Origin of the sequence: Prevotella sp. P2-180, from assembly GCF_002251435.1 — a bacterium.
Classification (GTDB): Bacteria; Bacteroidota; Bacteroidia; order Bacteroidales; family Bacteroidaceae; genus Prevotella.
This window is the reverse complement of sequence record NZ_NPJI01000110.1, coordinates 224,063-244,347: the sequence shown is the minus strand read 5'-3', so window position 1 is coordinate 244,347 and position 20,285 is coordinate 224,063. Positions and strand designations below refer to the sequence as shown.

General features: G+C 47.4%; 16 protein-coding genes. 15 read left to right on the top strand and 1 reads right to left on the bottom strand.

Annotated features, from left to right (window positions below; translation table 11 throughout):
- Positions 1 to 127 precede the first annotated feature (127 nt).
- From CIK98_RS16205 to CIK98_RS16160, 10 genes are all read left to right on the top strand, one after another.
- A complete protein-coding gene (locus tag CIK98_RS16205; RefSeq protein ID WP_094386085.1) occupies positions 128 to 2,179 on the top strand; it encodes an HD family phosphohydrolase in 2,052 nt (683 codons plus the stop codon).
- A 297-nt stretch (positions 2,180 to 2,476) separates the two neighbouring features.
- Positions 2,477 to 4,099, top strand: coding sequence for a thiamine pyrophosphate-dependent enzyme (locus CIK98_RS16200; RefSeq protein WP_094386083.1), 1,623 nt, complete (start codon positions 2,477 to 2,479; stop codon positions 4,097 to 4,099).
- Positions 4,100 to 4,145: 46 nt separating this feature from the next.
- On the top strand, positions 4,146 to 4,715 hold the full coding sequence (locus tag CIK98_RS16195) for an indolepyruvate oxidoreductase subunit beta (protein ID WP_094386081.1): 570 nt from the start codon (positions 4,146 to 4,148) through the stop codon (positions 4,713 to 4,715).
- A gap of 44 nt (positions 4,716 to 4,759) precedes the next feature.
- Positions 4,760 to 6,094, top strand: coding sequence for a phenylacetate--CoA ligase family protein (locus CIK98_RS16190; RefSeq protein ID WP_094386079.1), 1,335 nt, complete (start codon positions 4,760 to 4,762; stop codon positions 6,092 to 6,094).
- 9 nt (positions 6,095 to 6,103) lie between these two features.
- A complete protein-coding gene (locus CIK98_RS16185; RefSeq protein ID WP_141210576.1) occupies positions 6,104 to 6,529 on the top strand; it encodes an amino acid-binding protein in 426 nt (141 codons plus the stop codon).
- 69 nt (positions 6,530 to 6,598) lie between these two features.
- Positions 6,599 to 7,693: a porin gene (locus CIK98_RS16180; protein WP_094386075.1), complete on the top strand. Its 1,095-nt coding sequence runs from the start codon at positions 6,599 to 6,601 to the stop codon at positions 7,691 to 7,693.
- Between the two features lie 47 nt (positions 7,694 to 7,740).
- The gene (locus CIK98_RS16175) at positions 7,741 to 9,306 is read left to right on the top strand and encodes a sodium:solute symporter (RefSeq protein WP_094386073.1); all 1,566 of its coding nucleotides are present in this window, start codon (positions 7,741 to 7,743) and stop codon (positions 9,304 to 9,306) included.
- Positions 9,293 to 9,694, top strand: a complete 402-nt coding sequence (locus tag CIK98_RS16170) for a PaaI family thioesterase (protein WP_094386071.1) — start codon at positions 9,293 to 9,295, stop codon at positions 9,692 to 9,694. Before CIK98_RS16175 ends, CIK98_RS16170 begins: the two co-directional genes overlap by 14 nt.
- Positions 9,695 to 9,735: 41 nt before the next feature.
- On the top strand, positions 9,736 to 11,040 hold the full coding sequence (locus CIK98_RS16165) for a phenylacetate--CoA ligase family protein (protein ID WP_094386069.1): 1,305 nt from the start codon (positions 9,736 to 9,738) through the stop codon (positions 11,038 to 11,040).
- Position 11,041: 1 nt separating this feature from the next.
- Positions 11,042 to 12,364, top strand: coding sequence for a pyridoxal phosphate-dependent aminotransferase (locus tag CIK98_RS16160; protein WP_094386067.1), 1,323 nt, complete (start codon positions 11,042 to 11,044; stop codon positions 12,362 to 12,364).
- Between the two features lie 595 nt (positions 12,365 to 12,959).
- Here the strand turns inward: CIK98_RS16160 and CIK98_RS16155 are convergent.
- Positions 12,960 to 14,306, bottom strand: a complete 1,347-nt coding sequence (locus CIK98_RS16155; RefSeq protein ID WP_094386234.1) for an ATP-binding protein — start codon at positions 14,304 to 14,306, stop codon at positions 12,960 to 12,962.
- Positions 14,307 to 14,663: 357 nt separating this feature from the next.
- Between CIK98_RS16155 and CIK98_RS16150 the strand changes: the two genes are divergently transcribed.
- From CIK98_RS16150 to CIK98_RS16130, 5 genes are all read left to right on the top strand, one after another.
- Positions 14,664 to 15,167, top strand: a complete 504-nt coding sequence (locus CIK98_RS16150; protein ID WP_094386065.1) for a sigma-70 family RNA polymerase sigma factor — start codon at positions 14,664 to 14,666, stop codon at positions 15,165 to 15,167.
- Between the two features lie 77 nt (positions 15,168 to 15,244).
- On the top strand, positions 15,245 to 16,366 hold the full coding sequence (locus tag CIK98_RS16145; protein ID WP_094386063.1) for a FecR family protein: 1,122 nt from the start codon (positions 15,245 to 15,247) through the stop codon (positions 16,364 to 16,366).
- Between the two features lie 80 nt (positions 16,367 to 16,446).
- Positions 16,447 to 17,754: an ATP-binding protein gene (locus tag CIK98_RS16140; RefSeq protein ID WP_094386061.1), complete on the top strand. Its 1,308-nt coding sequence runs from the start codon at positions 16,447 to 16,449 to the stop codon at positions 17,752 to 17,754.
- An 872-nt stretch (positions 17,755 to 18,626) separates the two neighbouring features.
- Entirely contained in the window at positions 18,627 to 19,049 is a 423-nt protein-coding gene (locus CIK98_RS16135; protein ID WP_253249763.1) for a hypothetical protein, read from the top strand.
- Between the two features lie 114 nt (positions 19,050 to 19,163).
- The gene (locus tag CIK98_RS16130) at positions 19,164 to 20,210 is read left to right on the top strand and encodes a hypothetical protein (RefSeq protein WP_141210575.1); all 1,047 of its coding nucleotides are present in this window, start codon (positions 19,164 to 19,166) and stop codon (positions 20,208 to 20,210) included.
- Positions 20,211 to 20,285: the final 75 nt, after the last annotated feature.

Below are 20,285 nucleotides of genomic sequence, written 5' to 3'. Positions count from 1 at the left end.
AATCAGAAAATAATTTTTGCAAAAGTAATAAATAAAATCCACTTTTAAACATTTTTTTCCATTTATCTTTGTGTTTCTGCTATTTTTTTAGTATTTTCGCCCTCGAAAAGTAATAAACCACATCAACATGAGCAGTTTTAACTTCAAGGAAGACGTCACTTGGCATGATATCCTTACAAGAAGCGCCATCGTCTTGGCAACGGTGGCTATCATTGTTTGGCTAATGCCTCAGGACGGCCAAAACTATTTTTATGTAGAGCAGGGGAAGCCATGGAAATATGCTGACTTCACCGCTCCTTTCGACTTTCCTATCTACAAATCCGAGTTGGCAGTAAAAAAAGAGAAAGACAGTCTTCTCAAAGAATACGAACCGTATTTCAATTACAACAAGGACATAGAGGGCAACATGGTAAGGAAGTTTGTCACCGACCACTCAGAGGGCATACCCGGACTTTCAGACGATTATATCAGCATCATTGCCAACCGTCTCCACCGCATATATCAGATTGGTATTGTCAGTTCGTCGGATTATAGCACCTTCGCTTCCGACACCACCCGCATGGTAAGGATTGTCAACGGCAAAAACGCCACGTCGATGGTTATGGCACAGTTCTTGTCTACCAAGAAAGCATACGAGCAGCTATTTCTCGACAACATTCTCGAACAGCACCGCAGCCAGTTGCAGAAATGCAACCTCAACAACTATATCGTGCCGAACATCATCTACGACAAGGACAGAAGCGAGGAAAGCATGCGCGACCTCGTAAGCAGTGTCCCGCTGGCAAGCGGCATAGCACAAAAAGGACAGAAAATCATCGACCGCGGCGAGATTGTAGACGAGAATGTTTACCGGACCATTGAATCATTCAAAAAAGAAAACGAACGACGCAATAGCGACGAGACACAACAGCGGCTCACACTCTTAGGCAAGGCCCTATATGTCTTCGTAATAATTCTTTTCTTCACCATATACCTCACCCTATTCCGAAAGGACTATTTCGAGAAAGCCCGCAACGTGGCCATGCTCTACTCCCTGATAGTCATCTTCTCACTGCTCACCGGACTCATGGTGCGCAATACTATAGCCCACGTGTATATCATTCCCTATGCTATGGTGCCCATTTTCACACGTGTGTTCATGGACTCTCGTACAGCCATCATCACCCACGTAGCCATGGTTCTCATATGTGCCCTTATGCTGCAACACCCCATGGAATTTATCGTGGTGGAAACATTGGCTGGCATGGCAGCCGTATATAGTCTCAGAGACCTGCAATTCAGGTCACAGCTGTTCAAGACCGCCATCATCGTCACCATAGTGGCTATGACCATGAACTTCGCCTTCGACCTCATCCGCATGTCCGCATTCTCAGAGTTTGACATGAGCTATTACAACTATCTCATCATCAATGGCATCCTCCTGTTGTTTGCCTATCCCCTACTCTATCTTCTTGAAAAAACCTTCGGCTTCATCTCCGACATTACGCTCATCGAGCTGTCAAATTCCAACAACCCATTACTTCGCCGCATGAGTGAGGTGGCTCCAGGCACATTCCAGCATTCCATACAGGTGGGCAATCTTGCCTCGGAAATAGCCAACAAGATAGGCGCAAAGGCACAACTGGTAAGAACCGGTGCGCTATATCACGACATAGGCAAGACCATCAACCCTATATATTTCACCGAAAACCAGTCAGGCATCAACCCTCATGAGGACTTGTCATATATTGAAAGCGCACAAATAATCATCAGCCATGTCACCGAAGGACTGAAAATGGCTGAACGGTCGGGACTACCATCCATAATAAAAGATTTCATCTGTACACACCATGGACAGGGCAAGGCAAAGTATTTTTATGTGAAATATAAAAACGAACATCCTGACGAAGAGGTCGACGAACTTCTCTTCACCTATCCCGGTCCAAACCCCTTTACACGCGAGCAGGCTATACTCATGATGGCAGATGCCACTGAAGCCGCCTCACGTTCGCTGCCCGACTACACTGAGAAGTCTATACGCGAACTTGTAAACAGACTTATTGACGGCATGGTGGCCGAAGGATTTTTCCGTGAGTGTCCTATCACCTTCCGCGATATCACTTACGCCAAGACAGTGTTGTGCGAAAAGCTCAAGACCATCTATCATGCCCGCGTCAGTTATCCCACGGCAAAAGCATAATTTATTTACTCAACTTTCGTAATAAAGGGAAGTTAAAGGAGTTAATCCCTATAAAACTTAGTCCAGGGCAAAGCGAAACGACGCCCTGGATAAAATATTGCTGACGATAGCCTGCACCTACACAAGACAAAACCTATTCTGAGAAAAGAAGTTTTTATGTAGTTTTTAGTATAAAAATACATATTTTATTGACAAAACAATATTATTATTGCAAAAAAACAGTTTTTTTATTGCTGATAAAAGAAAAAAGCGTATCTTTGCAACCAATAAAAAAAATAAAAACTAAATATCAACAAAATGGTAAAAAAACTTCTTCTTGGAGATGAAGCGATTGCCTTGGGAGCAATACATGCCGGACTTAGCGGCGTGTATGCTTATCCTGGCACTCCATCAACAGAAATCACTGAGTTTATCCAAAATGATCCCTTAGCAAAGGAGCGTGGTATTCACTCACGCTGGTGTACAAACGAAAAAACCGCAATGGAAGCGGCTCTTGGTATGTCATACGCCGGAAAGCGTGCTCTTGTGTGCATGAAACATGTGGGCATGAACGTATGCGCCGACGCATTCATCAATAGCGCCATAACTGGTGTGGAAGGCGGCCTCGTGGTGCTTGCAGCCGACGACCCTTCAATGCACTCAAGCCAGAACGAACAAGACTCTCGCTTCTATGGCAAGTTTGCCCTCATACCAGTGTTTGAACCTTCCAATCAGCAGGAGGCCTACGACATGATGGCAGCAGCTTTCGACTATTCCGAAGCTATAAAGGAACCTGTCTTGCTTCGCGTCGTTACACGCCTCGCCCACTCTCGTGCCGGTGTGAACATCAAGGAGCCTCGCAAGCAAAACGACATTCACATCTCTACTGACGCTTGGGTGCTACTGCCTGCTATTGCAAGAAGGAAATATGAGGTTCTCATAGAAAAGCAGAACGCCATGATTGAAGCCAGCAAGGTGTCTGACTTCAACCGCACAGAGATATCCGAATCCGACAACAAAGAAAAGAAAACCGGCATCGTGGCTTGCGGCATTGGCTACAACTACGTGAAAGAGGCTCTCGCGCAACTGCCAGAAGAGCAACAGGCCTTATATAATATAGAAAAGGTGTCGCAGTATCCTATACCAGAAGAGCGCATACAGCATCTTGCCGCTGAAAGTGCGAAACTGCTCGTCGTTGAAGACGGACAACCTGTTGTGGAAGAAATGGTAAAGGGTATGCTCGGAACGGGATACAAGGTGACAGGACGACTCACTGGCGACCTGCCACGCACCGGAGAGCTCACACCAGACTGTGTGGCAGCTGCCATTGGAGTGGAAGTTCCCGAAATACTGCCCACAGCACAAAACCTTGCGCCTCGTCCTCCACAGCTCTGCATGGGATGCGGACACCGCGATGTGTATGCCGCACTCAACAAGGTAGCAGAGGAATATCCCGACCATCGCATCTTCGGCGACATCGGCTGCTACACCCTCGGCGCACTGCCTCCTTTCAAGGCATTGTCAAGCTGTGTTGACATGGGAGCGTCCATCACTATGGCAAAGGGTGCTGCCGACGCAGGACTATTCCCAGCCATTGCAGTCATCGGCGACTCCACATTCACACACTCGGGCATGACTGGACTGCTCGACGCTGTAAACGACAAGTCGAACATCACCGTCATCATATCCGACAACCTCACCACTGGTATGACCGGCGGCCAGGACTCTGCGGGAACAAACAAGTTTGAAGCCATCTGCATCGGACTGGGCGTTGAGCCCGAACACGTAAGAGTGGTAGTGCCTCTTCCAAAAAATATGGAGGAAATCACACGCACCATACGTGAAGAAATAGAATACAACGGAGTGTCGGTCATCATCCCTCGCCGCGAATGTATACAGACTGCGGCAAGACACGCAAAGGAAAGAAAGGCGAAAGGATAACTCCTTAACTCCCTGAAAGTTGAGATAATACGAAAAAAAACGAGTTATGAAAAAAGACATTATACTTTGCGGTGTGGGAGGACAAGGCATTCTCTCCGTCGCTACAATCATAGGCGAAGCCGCCACAAAGGCAAACATTAATCTCAAGCAGGCTGAGGTACACGGCATGAGCCAGCGAGGCGGTGACGTTCAGTCAAACCTCCGCCTCTCCACCGACACCATCTACAGCGACTTGATACAAAAGGGCGGCGCCGACCTTATTATTTCCATGGAACCTATGGAAGCACTGCGCTACCTGCCTTATCTCGCCAAGGACGGTGTGATAGTGACAAGCAACAAGCCGTTTGTCAACATTCCGAACTATCCCGACGAACAGGCTCTTTTCGACGAGCTGAACTCATTGCCAAACAAGGTTGTAATGCTCGACATCGAGGCAGCGGCCAAGGAAGCTGGTTCTGCACGCTCCGCCAACGTCGTACTGCTTGGCATGGCTGCAAAATATATCGGCATCATCTCTACGGAAGCATTACGCAATGCCGTCGCCACCATTTTCGCAAGAAAGGGAGAAGCCGTAGTGGAAGCCAATCTCAAAGCGTTTGATATGGGGAAAGAGTAAAGAGGATACACTTCTCTCTCCACACTCCTCTTAAAAAAAATACTATGTATAGAAGACCATTACCTGACTGGAAATCAGAATATCTCGACCCGGAACAAGAGACAATGTCAAGGGAAGAGATCGAGAAGTTACAGGTGGAACGACTGCGTTCCACAGTAAGACAATGCATGAACAACCCCGTCTACAAGCAAAGACTTGAAGAGGCGGGGGTGACTCCTGAAAGCATCAATAAAGTCGACGATGTCAGACGACTTCCGTTCACGACAAAACAAGACCTACGTGACACTTATCCCTTTGGACTCGCATCAGTACCCCTGACAGAATGCGTAAGACTGCATTCCTCATCAGGCACCACGGGAAATCCCACCGTCATACTTCACACACAGAAAGACCTCGACGAGTGGGCCAACCAAGTGGCACGCAACCTATGGATGGTCGGTCTGCGTCCCGACGACGTGTTTCAAAACTCTTCTGGCTACGGCATGTTCACTGGCGGTCTCGGATTTCAATATGGAGCCGAGCGACTCGGAATGCTCACCATACCTGCCGCTGCCGGCAACTCCCTCCGACAAATAAAGTTCATGACCGACTTCGGCACCACAGCCGTTCATGCCGTGCCTTCTTACGTCACACGACTTCATGAGGTAATGGCCGAACAAGGCATCGACCCTCGTAGGGACACCAAACTTCGCGTACTTGCCATAGGAGCAGAGCCACACTCAGAGGAACAACGGAAACGAATAGAACAGATGATGGGAGTGAAAGCATACAACTCTTTCGGCATGTCGGAAATGTGTGGACCGGGAGTGGGATTTGAATGTAAGGAACAAAACGGACTGCACTTCTGGGAAGACTACTACATAGTGGAAATAGTAGACCCGGAAACACTCGAACCAGTACCCGACGGAGAGATAGGCGAACTCGTGCTTACCACCCTTAACCGCGAGGCCATGCCGCTACTGCGCTACCGCACACGCGACCTCACGAGAGTGCTCGGACGCTCATGCCCTTGTGGACGAAACCACGTGAGACTCGACCGCATGCGCGGACGTAGCGACGACATGATGGTACTGCGCGGAGTGAACATCTTCCCAATACAAATCGAGAAGATTCTCATGCAATTTAAGGAACTCGCAAACAACTACCTCATAACTCTCACTACCGATGAAAACAACGACAACATGACCGTGGAGGTGGAACTCGAACAGCTCTTCACCGACGACTTCCAGCGACTTACCGCACTTCAGAAGTCGATAACAAGAGCATTGAAAGACGAAATTCTGCTCACTCCTATTGTTAAACTAGTGCCAAAGGGCACACTGCCGGTAAGCGACGGCAAAGCTGTGAGAGTAGTTGACAAACGAACGGTTTATAAATAATAAGGCCCTATGACAATAAAACAATTATCCATTTTCATGGAAAACCGCAGCGGAGCCCTGCTGCGCATTCTCGAGATGCTGCGCGACAACGGCATCAGCATCGTAGTGAGCACGCTCGGCGATACCGACGGATTCGGCATCTACCGTCTGATATGTAGCGACACAGAGAAGGCTTTTAGAATACTTCGCGACAAGAGTCTCTCTGTCACCATCTCTAATGTGTATGCCATAAGACTTGCCGACAATCGCCCGGGAGCCGCCGCTGAAGTGGTGGAGAAAATCACCAAGGCGGGTGTTGGCATAAAATACATGTACTCATTCATGTTTGCCGGCAACGGTATTGTTGTCTTCCGGGCAGACAACACCGACAAGGCCGAGGAAGTGGTAATGCTTGAGAAGTTAGACTATATCACCGAAGAGGAACTAAGAGGATAAGGCACTCTGAATGTGCTTTATCCCCATTTTATCAAATAACGCAAACATTTACTGGTTAATATTTTTATTATGAGAAAATCTTTCTCAATCTTGGCAGTTATACTGCTCACCGCCTCCACACTATGGGCGAAAACTACAAGGCCACCCGAGACAACCGAGGAAAACGACTTGAAATACTGGACAAAAGCCGTGGCTTCAAGGGTAAAAGTCACAGGATATGCCCAGGCAGGCTACACGGCCACGATACCGGAAGAAGGCAAGTCGACAAACACGTTCGACATGAAGCGTGCCGTTCTGATGGTTGCAGCCAACATCACTCCGGAGTTTTACGCTTTCTTCATGCACGAATTCAAAACCAAGGACATGCAGGAGTATTATCTTGAATACAGGCCGTCCAAAGAGTTCAGAATAAGATTCGGGCAATCGAAAATCGAATACTCCATGGAAAATCCCATCTCGCCCACCGTGCTTGAAAGCATCGGGCCAATGTCGCAAGGCGTGGGATGGCTATGCGGTGGCGACCCGCTGACAGGCAACCCGTCAGGACGCGACATGGGACTCATGATATATGGCGACCTCATAAAAGGAAAAATCCATTACGTGCTGGAGGCTGTCAACGGGGGGACAATAAACACCTCCGACCGCGACAACAAGAAAAACCTAATAGCAAAACTTGAAATTAAACCAGTGCCAAACTTTAAGCTTTCAGCTTCAGGACAACTTGGATATTGCACTGCTGTAACCAATTCTTTATATAACACCTCTGTCGTAGAAGGACAGACTTACAAGCAAAACCGCTATGCAGCAGGATTTGAATGGAAATCAAAGGCCACCGGCAACGACTACCACAAAAACCGTTGTGTCACACTGCGTTCTGAGATTCTCGGAGGAAAAGACGGCGACTGCAACAGCTTCGGCATATACGCCGCCACATCCATTCCTGTATACAAGGGACTCGACATCGTTGCAATGGCAGACTATATGAACTACAATACCGACAACGGTCTGAAGAAAACCAATCTCATGGCAGGCCTACAGTACTGGATATTCAAAAAATGCCGCTTACAGGCGCAATATACATACAGTCTTCGTAGCGACGCAATGAAAGCCATACAGGGCAACAACCAAAGCATCATCCAGACACAGATACAGGTGGCGTTTTGAAGAATTAAAGAATTAAAAATTAAAAATTAAAAAAATATATTATTGCCATGTTCATAAAGATATTACTTACAATAATATTCCTCTGCATAACAGTGGCAGTGGGAATAATTTCCCGAAAACAGGCAAAGTCTGTCGACGGTTTCGTGCTCGGCGGACGTTCCGTAGGTCCATGGCTCACGGCATTTGCTTACGGCACCTCGTATTTCTCCGCCGTTGTGTTTGTGGGTTATGCCGGACAGTTCGGTTGGAAATACGGCATGTCGGCATCTTGGATAGGAGTGGGCAACGCTGTCATAGGGTCGTTGCTGGCATGGCTCGTGCTTGGAAAACGCACAAAACTCATGACACAACACATACAAAGCCGCACCATGCCCGACTTCTTCGGCACACGCTATGGCGACGAGGGACTGCGATTGGCAGCGTCTATCATAGCCTTCATATTCCTCATTCCCTACACCGCTGGAGTATACATGGGCATATCAAAACTTTTTGAAATGGGATTCGGCATTCCATACGAATACTGCGCCATCATCATGGCACTGCTCACCGCCGTCTACGTAATCCTCGGTGGATACAAGGCCACCGCCATCAACGACTTCATACAGGGCATCATCATGCTCTTCGGTATCACCACCGTCATAGCCGTAGTGCTGAACAGCCAAGGCGGACTGACTGAAGCCATACACCGCATGGGCGAGGCAGTGCCCACAGCCCACGACCTTGAAGACAAGTCTGGCCTGTTTGCCAATTTTCATTCTGGCGACTTTGCCTCATGGTTTGGCCCTGCCCCTCTGAGCCTTCTCGGTGTAGTGGTGCTCACCTCACTTGGCACCTGGGGACTGCCACAGATGGTCGGCAAGTTCTACTCCATCACCGACGAGTCGGCCATCCGCCGCGGCACAATCATCTCCACCCTCTTCGCACTCGTCGTGGCAGGAGGATGTTATTTCCTCGGAGGCTTCGGCCGACTGTTTCCAGAACCGGCCTTCAACCCCGACAAACACAAATATGCCTATGACAGCATTGTGCCTTCCATGCTCGAGACTCTGCCCGACGTGCTGATCGCCCTCGTCGTGCTCCTCGTTCTGTCAGCCTCAATGTCTACCCTGGCTTCGCTCGTGCTCACCTCATCGTCCACCATGACCCTCGACCTCATCTACCGCGACAAGAAGTCTTTAGCGGGCGAAGTGGAGAATGGCGAGATTGACGACACTGTTTCCGAAAAAATAGAGCGTCGCAAAGTGCTTATCATGCGTGTTCTCATAGTGTTCTTCATAGCCCTTTCGCTTATGATCGCCCTCAATCCACCACAGTTTATAGCCCAACTCATGGGCATCTCTTGGGGAGCATTGGCAGGAGCATTCCTTGCTCCATTCCTCCTCGGACTATACTGGCGAGGCGTCACACGCATATCTGTCTGGGCTTGCTTCGTATGGGGTGTCGGACTCACTGTGTTGAACATGATGCTCGGCAACGCCATCCTCAATCCCATCGACTGCGGTGCAGTGGCCATGGTAGGCGGTTTTGCCGTAGTGTTCCTCGTAAGCCTTGTAACGCCAAAGATTGAGCCTGGCAAGGTAAACTCAATATTCAGTTGTTATGGAAAACATTAAGGATTTCCTCAATCAGGGCGACCGCTATGCCTCCACCAACGGCATACGACTCACTGAAGTACGCGAAGGTTTCGCCCGCGCGGAAATGAAGGTGGAGAATCGTCATCTTAACGCAGCAGGCGTATGTCAAGGTGGAGCATACTTCACCCTTGCCGACCTTGCCTTCGCCGCCGTGACCAACAGTCGCGGCATAGTGACTCTTGGCATTCAAAACAGTATCACCTTCCTTCAGTCAGCACATGAAGGCGACACACTAATAGCCGAAGCCACCGAAACCTTCAACCATCACCGCCTCCCTTTCTGCGAGATTCGTGTTACCAACCAAAACGGCGACCTGCTGTGTGTGGTCACCGGTTCAGCTTATCGGACGAAAAAAGAGTGGAGGTAGAGAGGTGAGATGAGTAAGAAATCATCAAAAACATAATAAATATGATACTAAACAGAGCAATGGAATGCATGGACCGCGAGTCTATGCGCAAATTACAGACAGAACGTCTTATCAAAACCGTCAAGACATGTTATGAAAAGGTGCCGTTCTACCGCAGGAAGATGGACAAGATGGGCATCAAACCGGAAGACATCAAGTCTATCGACGACATCCATCGTTTACCTTTCACTACCAAACACGACCTGCGCGATGAATATCCGTTCGGACTACAGGCAGTGCCACAAAGCGAAGTCGTGCGCATTCACGCCTCTTCAGGCACAACCGGAAAACCCGTGGTGGGCACTTACACCAAAAACGACCTCGCCATGTGGGCAGAGGGTGCAGCACGAGTAATGGCAGCAGGCAATGTGACCAAGGGCGACATCGTACAGGTGAGCTACGGTTACGGCCTCTTCACCGGCGGACTGGGAGCACACGACGCGGCAGGACTTCTCGGCGCCGTCCAGCTGCCCACCTCAGCAGGCAACTCTGAAAAACAAATAATGCTCATGAAAGACTTTGGCTCTACAGTACTGTGCTGCACACCGTCTTACGCACTCCACTTAGCTGAGGTGATAGAGAAAAGTGACAGTGTGAAAAAGGAAGACCTGAAACTCAAAGTGGGATTCTTCGGAGCTGAGCCTTGGACTGAAGGAATGCGCAAGGAACTCGAAGAGCGTCTTGGCATAAAGGCTATCGACATCTACGGACTAACCGAGATGTGCGGGCCTGGCGTAGGAGGCGAATGCGAATGCCAGAACGGCACTCACCTCTGGGAAGACATGTTCTATCCCGAGATTATCAATCCCGACACACTCGAACCCGTTGAGCCGGGAGAATTCGGCGAACTCGTCTTCACATCCCTTTGCAAAGAGGCAATGCCTATATTACGCTACCGCACACGTGACCTCACACGCCTCATCTACGACAAGTGTGAATGCGGACGAACGGCAGTACGCATGGGCCGAATACTCGGCCGTTCAGACGACATGATGATCATTCGAGGTGTCAACGTGTTCCCAAGTCAGATAGAAACCTGCCTCACAGAGTTCCCCGCCTTCACACCCCAGTATTTCATTACCGTCGACCGCAAGAACAACGAAGACACCTTCGACCTCGACGTCGAGCTGCGCAGCGAGTTCTTCTCGCCCAACCCGTCGAAGCAGATGCCATACATCAAGCCTCTCTACGACCGCATCGTCTCAATGGTAGGCATCAAGCCAAACATCCACATCAAGGAGCCTGGAGCCATAGAGCGCTCCATCGGAAAGGCAAAACACGTAAACGACAAGAGGAAATTCCACTAATATTATGAATACACCATTAGACTATGACATAGTGACCGAGGCCATCAACGAGATGGACCTCGGTGACTTCTCGGAAGCCACCATACGCGACATACAAAGTCTGTCGAGACTTCTGGAAGAAAGAACCGGACAACCGGTAATACATCTTGAGATGGGCGTGCCAGGCCTAAAACCGTCAGACATAGCACTGAAGGCCGAACAGGAAGCCCTGGCCAACGGCTGCGCCACCATATATCCTCCCAACGGAGGAATACCGCGAATAAAGAATGCGGCATCGGAATTCGTGAAAGCATTTATCGGTGTAGACATCGACCCTCTCTGCTGCATCCCTACCACAGGCTCCATGCAGGGGACGTTCGCCACATTCACCATTTGGCGTCATGCTTTCTCCGCAAACGAAAAAGGTGAGCCTACTGTTCTCTTCATCAATCCCGGTTTTCCCGTACAGACCACACAGTGCGACGTGATCGGCATACGCCACATCGGTCTCGACATACACGACTACCGTGGCGAGGCTCTCATCGCAAAACTGGAAGAGATAGTGAGCAAGGAAAACATCTGCGGCATCGTTTACTCCAACCCTAACAACCCCTCATGGGTGTGCTTCAACGAAGAGGAGCTCGAAGGCATCGGCCAACTAGCCAACAAGTATGACTTCATTGTGCTCGAAGACCTCGCATATTTCGCTATGGACTTCCGCCGCGACCTGTCACATCCCTACCAGCCGCCATATCAGGCCACAGTGGCACGATACACCGACAACTACATGCTTTCCGTATCAGGTTCGAAAGCGTTCTCCTATGCAGGACAACGCATCGGAGTATGCTGCATCAGCAACAAACTGTACCACCGCGTCTACCCCAACCTGCAGAACCGGTTTGGCGTGGGTGAATTTGGCAATTTCTTTGCCAACCGCCTCATGTACACCTTCTCCAGCGGCACAACCCACAGTGTCCAGCATGCCATGGCAGCCCTGATGGAAGCCGCCACAAGCGGAACCTACAACTTCCTCGACGACGTGCGCGAATACGGCCGTCGTGCCAAATTCATGAAAGAAGTGCTTCTGGCCAACGGCTTCTACCTTGTATACGACAACGACCTTGGCTCCCCCCTTGCCGACGGATTCTACTTCACCGTTCAATATCCCGGCATGAACGACCTTGAGCTCACCCGTGAGCTTATGTACTACGGCATAGCAGTCTATCCCCTCGACACTATGGGTTCCACCCAACAGGGAGTGCGCGTCTGCACTTCATTCTTCGCCGACAGCCTTCGTGACATTTTCCGCGAACGTATAGAGGCGTTCCACACCCATCGTAAATAGAATGAAAAAATATTTGCCAGTTAGCTACCATATTATTGCTAACTGGCAAATAAAACTTGCATGAAGAAGTTTCAAAACGTCTGTCACTGTCACCTATCTTTCTCAAGTTGCTGTTTACCAGTATGTTGACTTTTCCTTATGGTGACAGAGGTTCTAAAAAAGGGGCTAAGACCGCATCGTTATAGGGCTTCTTGGTGATGATGATAGTGATTTTTCTGCCCTTTTTTATGCATTTCCGCTGTTTTGGGGGACTATTTTCAAGGAAAAACGCTCAAAAACGATGGAAAATTATGAATAGATGAATAACCTGTGGACGAACGTCGCGATGTGCTTCCTCGAAGGATGCCAAGGGCAGACAACCTTTACGTCGAACACGTCCTTAGTTATTAACCAGCAAGGAACGCTGTTGGTAATCCATAAGGATCGCTGTTGAGACGGTCGTTCCATAACTGTTGGGACGGTCGTTCCATGACTGATATAACGAGTGTTCCATAACTGTGGAACGGTCGTGATACTAGCTATGGTACGACCGTGACACCAGCTATGGTACGACCGTGACACCAGCTATGGTACGACCGTGACGTATTGGGACTTTCTAAAGCGTTGGCAAATCCACTCTGACAAAGATTTCCATCGGTTTGTCTTTCTCCAAAAACATCAGCATGTATATCGGCAGATATTTGATTCTGTCGATAACTTTCAGATTGACTCCCGACAAGACCAACGCCTCACGGATGTTGTACGATTGGTCTGACATGATGTTCGACAAGGCATTGTGACGCTGGTACGATTTGCCGGATTTCACCTCTATAGGCAAGGCAAAACCGGATTTCTCCACAATGAAATCGACTTCTCCTTGTTTCTTGCTGTTGAAATAATAAAGGTCGAAACCATGGCAATGCAATTCCTGCGCTACAAGATTCTCGTAAATGGCACCAAAGTTGATGTCGGGATCATCGTCAAGGATTCGTAACTGTATTCCGTCGGCGTATGTCGCTGCCAGCAAGCCCACGTCGCTCTGAAACAGTTTGAACAGATTTCTCGAACGCGACAAGGCAAGAGGCGATGTAGGTGCCTCCACAGAAAATGTAGGCAAGGCGACTCCTGCATCCTTCAGCCATATAAAACTGTTTTCGTAGCGTGAAAACTTTATTTTCTCGTTAAGGTTCTTAAGTATGAACCGCTTGTTTTTTGCATTCAGCTCAGGCGGTATAAGGTTGAATATCTCACGGATATACAACTTTCGGTTGGGGTCGTACTTGGCAATGTCCACCTCGTAAAGCCTTAGAATGGCTTTCTGCACTTCCATTACAGACTGCAGATTGTTTGTTTCAAGATATTTCTCCACGACAGCAGGCATTCCGCCGACAATAAGATAGAGCCTGACAATTGACATCAGTTTGGCGTGTACCACTTTGTCCACTGGTTTCATTCCGTTCCACGACTCCTTTATGTGGTCCATTACGGTATCTGAAACTCCTACGGCACCAAAAAACTCCTCAAGGTCGAGCGGATACATTTCCCAAATGTCGATATATCCAACTGGAGCCGACCGGAGGTCTTTCATCTCTATCCCTAACAGCGAGCCACTCATAATATATCTATAGCTTCCCTCTTCTACAAGAAATTTCATTGCCGTAAGAGCTTCTGGACATTCCTGTATTTCATCAAGGAGAATGAGTGTCTCACCCTTTACGAGCGGCTCGGAAGTATAGGCTGACAGTCTTACCAATATGTCCTTGGCATCGGTGGCATTTACAAAGATGGTCCGTGCCGAAGGAGCCTCTATGAAGTTTATCTCAATGAAATGCTTGAAATAGGTCATACCGAAATGGCGGGCAGAGTACGACTTGCCCGTCTGTCTTGCCCCGGTGAGAAGCAATGCCTTGTTGGTACTGTAATAATAATCACGTAACCTGCTGATTATCTTGCGTTTTATCATAATTTGTCCGTTTTTCCAATATATTTTACTTCGGTTTTGTCCGCTTTTCCAATGCAAAAATACATAATTTTGTCCGCTTTTCCAATACGTTTTACAAAGTTTTTGTCCGCTTTTCCAATAAATTAACGTTTCAATGGCGGAAACTTTTCTTTCGCAGATTTGATATGAGATATACCATAGAAGAGATACGTAAGATGCCCGAAGGGCAGACTTTCGATTGCAAGAGCATTCACATCGAACCGAAGGCTCTCGCCAATACGCTACCATATTATTGCTAACTGGCAAATAAAACTTCCATGAAGAAATTTCTTCGTTTTTTTCTTTGTAGTTACGTTTATTTTCAGTACTTTTGCACCCATGGCGATTGAGAGAGAATACGAACTGCTGTTCAAAAACAACTTCGACAGCCTTTACTATTATGCAAAACAGATAGTGAAGGATGATGAATTGTGTCGTGACATCATCAGCGACGCCTTCGAGATAGCGTGGGCGAAGCGGGATGTGACAGAGCCGTCGCGCCGTCTCTCTTTTTTCTACCGGATGGTACACAACCGATGTGTAGACCACATACGCAAGGAGGCTGCACGTAACCGCTATGCGGAGTTCTACCGCAAGATGAACATGGCGGGAATAGCAAATGCGGAATATGACGCCGACACCGACATAAGGAAACAGCAACTCGTGAACGAGGTAATGGAGGAGCTCCCGTCTACCACACGCACCATCATTGAGCGATTTTTCAGGAACAACCGCCACTATGCCGAGGTTGCAGAAGAACTGGGCATAAGCCTCAGCAGCGTTAAGAAACACGTGGCAAAAGCCCTGATACTGTTCAGGACCCGATGGCGACCCGATGGTTAAAAAGGTGTAAATAATTCATCGTTTCAGTGTTCATTATTGTTGGTATTACGTATTATATATAAAAGGAATAGATATTTATGTCAATAGAAGACGATAAGCTTGACCAATTGGTCGACATGCTCGATGCAGGAAATGAGCCAACCGACGAAGAACTGGCTCAGAAAGTGCAGAAGGCTGCCCGGGAGATGGAGCGGCAAGGCATTGTCGTGCCCTTCGATGCCGACAAGGAATGGGAGGAAGTGGCCTCGCGTCTTGACATTGCCGAAGAAAAGCGTAGGCCTCGGCTTCATATGGCGATATATGCTGTGGCAGGCATAGCCGCCATGTTGCTTATTGTCTTTGGCATAAGATTTCTGTTGCCTTCTTCCACCGACTCTTCAACAAGGTTTGCATATACCCGCATTGCCGACACACCCAAGACCGTGGTAATGAAGGCTGGCAATAAACAAGTTGTCGTAGAAGGCGACTCGCAAAACATTGCCGTAGCCACCATGCCAAGGGCGCAGCGCAGCAAGGTGATGCAGGCGTTGGGCTATGAGACCGACAATGTTCCCACCGAGCGCTACACCATCAGCATTCCCTCTGGCAAGAGCTACTCCATCACACTTGCCGACGGCACCCAGGTGTTTCTCTATGCAGGCAGTCATCTCACCTATCCGTCCCAGTTCATAGGCGACGAGCGAAATGTATATCTTCAGGGCGAGGCATATTTCAAGGTGGCAAAGGATGCGTCAAAGCCTTTTGTCATCACTACCGACAATGCCGAGGCGCGAGTGCTTGGCACCGAACTTAACGTATCGTGTTACGACGGGGCATCGAGCCACGTGGCACTGATAAATGGTTCAGTAGAGGTAAAGCCGAAGTCTTCGGCAAAGGCAGTGCGCCTGCAGCCCGGACAAGGAGCCACCATCTCGGGCAATGAGTCGGTGGCAGTGGCTGCCGAGGATATGGAAGGCTATGAGCAGTGGCTCAACGGCTATATCTATTTCGACGACGCCACGTTGCGCGACATTGCCTTGGCAATTGGCCGATGGTATAACGTCAATGTAAGTTTCGACGACAAGTCGCTCGAATCCCTCAAGTTCCGTTTCTTCTGCCGTCGCGACGAGTCTCTCCGCCGTACCCTCGACCTCCTCAACAGCTTCGACAGCTTCTCCGCCTCGTTCGAAGGCGAAACGCTTAAGATTGGGAGGAAATAATAAAAGTGTAGTAACATACAAGACATTCCCTCATAAAAGTGTGGAAATATGGTAATTATTCCCTCAGAAAAGTGTAAAAGATGAAGAGATTTATATACGATGAACTAAAAAAATGGAAGCAGTCGGAGACACGCAAACCACTGATGATGTATGGCGCTCGGCAAGTGGGTAAGACATATATTATCAAGGAGTTTGGCGAACAAGAATACGACAGCCTCGTATATGTCAACTGCTATAAAAACGACCTCGCCCAAACCCTGTTCAGCGGCAATGCCGACATCGACAGGATATTGGTGGGATTATCATCTATGGCACATAAGACAATCGTTCCGGGAAAGACACTTGTCTTCCTCGACGAGATACAAGAGATTCCACCGGTTGTCTCCACATTAAAATATTTCTGCGAGAACCGCCCGGACATTCACATCATTGTAGCAGGTTCGCTTCTCGGAGTGATGAATATGCAGGGAGAGTCATTTCCTGTAGGCAAGGTTGACATAATGCACCTCTACCCCATGTCTTTCGAGGAGTTTCTCTATGCCATGGGCGAAGGGCAACTCGTGGACATTCTCCATTCCAACGACCATCAAATGACGGACGTGTTCGCATCGAAGTTTATCGACCTTCTGCGCCAGTACTATTTCACAGGCGGCATGCCCGAAGCCGTGAGGACATATAGTGAGACGAAAGACCTCATCGCAGTGCGCACCATACAGAAGAATATCCTTGCGGCATACGAGGCAGACATTGCCAAACACACAGCCTCAGAGACTCAGAGAGTGAGGATGGTGTGGCAGTCAGTGCCAGAGCAGTTGGCTCGCGAGAACAAGAAATTCATCTATGGAGCAGTCAGGAAGGGAGCACGCGCCAAAGACTTCGAAATAGCCATACAATGGCTCGTAGATGCAGGATTGGTGTATAAGGTAAACAGGGTTCGTGACCTGAAAGTGCCATTGCGCTTTTATTCCGACTCAAATGCATTCAAACTGTATATGCTTGACGTTGGATTGCTGGGTGCTATGACCGATGCCCCCGCAGCAAGCATACTCATAGGCGACAATATCTTCAGCGAATACAAAGGTGCATTCACTGAAAACTATGTATTGCAACAAATCGTCACAATCCCTGACCGTCCAACATACTATTACAGTAAGGACAATTCCACACAGGAACTGGACTTCGTTGTACAGAAAGACAACATCATATATCCTATAGAAGTAAAAGCAGAGGAGAATGTTAAGTCAAAATCTCTTGCGGCATGCATCACGCATGACTTCAAGGACTACAACCTCCATGGTATCCGCTTCTCGATGAAAGGTTTCAAGGAACAAGACTGGATGACAAACATTCCTCTATATTCAGTCAGGACTTTTATAATAAAAAATTAGACTTACTTATAATATACCGAAAAGGTATAAGAAAAGTATACCAAAAAACTGGAAAAAATCACAAAAAAGGCAGAAAAGTTACTTTCTGCCTCATTTTTTAAGTATTTTATTTGCCTTTATCACTTTTCAGGTCTATTTGTTTGTCCATCGGCGCAACCTTTTATATATATGTGACTATAGCAAAGGAAGACTTATTGCCTGCCTTTTCAAGCTCAACACATTCTCCCTTGAAACAGGAGTCCGCCTAAAGCAGCTGCGCAATCTTCGTCAATAGACTTCTGCTGTTCGTCAGAAGCCTTTGGATGTTCGTCAGAAGGCTTTGGATGTTTGTCAGAAGGCTTCTGACGGAAAACTCACCATAGGAGCTGCAGTTGTTGTAGGCCTAAGATTGTCTATGCAGAAGAATATTCGCAAAAACCCTTCACCCTTCACTTTTTAAGCGTAAATATCTCAGTATCAATAGCTTAATGTGGTGAAGGGTTGCAACAACCCTTCACTACCCTTCACCACCCTTCACTGTGAATTTTTCGGGGCGAATCGATAGTTTAACCTAAAACTCTTTCTTGACATAATTTTCAGTTTTGTCAACAACGAGAGAAAACCGTCCGATTCCTGATAGTGAAGGGTAGTGAAGGGTGGTGAAGGGCTGAAGCAACCCTTCACTCCGATATACCCCTGTAACTCAACGACTTATGTCCGAAAAGTGAAGGGTGAAGGGTTTTCGGCAGTATTCTTCGGCGTTCATCGGCTCTTTATATAAAAAGCAGTGCAAAACCTAAAATCCGCAACTAATATTGATGCTGACTAATTTTGCAGTTCGCTTCTCCATCTGACGATAGTCTTGCCACTACAGACGTGATTATGCATGGGTCATGCCGACAAAGAACCCACAATCTCGCGCTTTGATAGCCGAACGATGTGCACCGAAGTCCCAGGACTTTGTCGCAATGGAAGAACGTGAGGAAGCAAGGCTTAACGACCTGTTTTTTGTATGTAGTCTAATCGAATATGTGGCAAGACAAACAAAAAACGAGAGAAAGGTAATAGTCAAAGCCATGGGCCACGAGGGAATAACACATTATTTAGACCTCGCGGAGGTTTATCATTGTGAGAATATTGATAAGTATAGACTAATCTACGAGAAGGCAAAGCGTGAAAACATTTCTTTTGTTGATTCCTTGTTTGCTGTTTATGATTCATGGATTATGCGCAAAATAGACGACTACAACTGCTCAATGTATTATGAGAATACAAGTTATCAGTATGCATCGCTCGTAGCAGGTCATGCTCTATGATTTTTATAGAAAAATTTTGGAAGGAACTAAGATTTCTGTCAGTATTTGTTATTTTTTGGTGTCCTTTTCTTATAGCTTTTCGGTATGTATATAGTAACAGTAAACAAAAAGAATATGAAAAGAACATCGTTTTTATTAGTCGTGCTTGCTTGCACTATTGCAAGTTTAGGACAATCGGTTAACAAGGGTAACTGCGGAGACTTTTCTTTCGCAGAGTTGGCAAGCGTACTTGAAAAGGAGTGCTTTGTGAAATGGGAATGTCCGGAAGGATTCAGCATTGTTGATGCTTCAGATGAAATAAATGCCGACATACTCAACATGTGGAAACGCCCCGACAACAAACTTCAGGCTTCACCTTATAATATATATACTATGTCCATTGGTCAAGAAGCTGTGGCAGATGAAGGGGGCATGGTCATTCAATATCCCTCGCCCTACATATTCACACTCATGCCCTACGCATTGAAGGAGAAAGGGCAATACCCCGGTGTCGTTCAGCTTGCCGACTCCATTGCCAAAAACATTTTTTGTTCATCTACAAAAGAGATTCTTGCCGACCGTTTTGGCTGCAATGCCGATACTATTGTTGTAGCAAAGATGAAACTCGATAAGCCTGTGGTTGGCAAATATTCTCACTGCGTGATGGTGTTGACGACAAAGAAAAACGGCTTGCCTCTTTATTTCCGTATTCTCGCCACTGACGAGAACAGTAGGGCAATCGACGGTGCAATAGAAAACCTTCTGCGTCATGTCACTTATTATGAAGGCATCTTACCCGCCTATTTCTATCAGAAAGAAGAAACCAAAATATATTTGGAATTTGCGAAAGCTATAAACAAACAGACATCAATGGGGCATAATACCATTTGTGATGATGACAATAAGTGTTCCCTTGCAATAGTGACAGATATTACGTATGAGGATAGTAAACAAAGGTGGTGTATTGGGTTATTGCCATCTGCAAGACCTCACTATGTAGCCGACTCAAAACAATCAAAAGCTGCGGTGGAATTGATGAAATATGCCATGCAGCATCATCTGACTCTTGTCATTAAGAGCAAAGAAACAAGAACTGGCAATCTAAAGGAACCATATATTACCTATATTAAGATAGCACCAATGGACAAACAAATCCAACTAATAAGCGATAAAAAAGCATAAAAATAACGATAAATTTTGGCAGAAAGTAACTTTTCTGCCTTTTTTTGTGATTTTTTCCAGTTTTTTGGTATACTT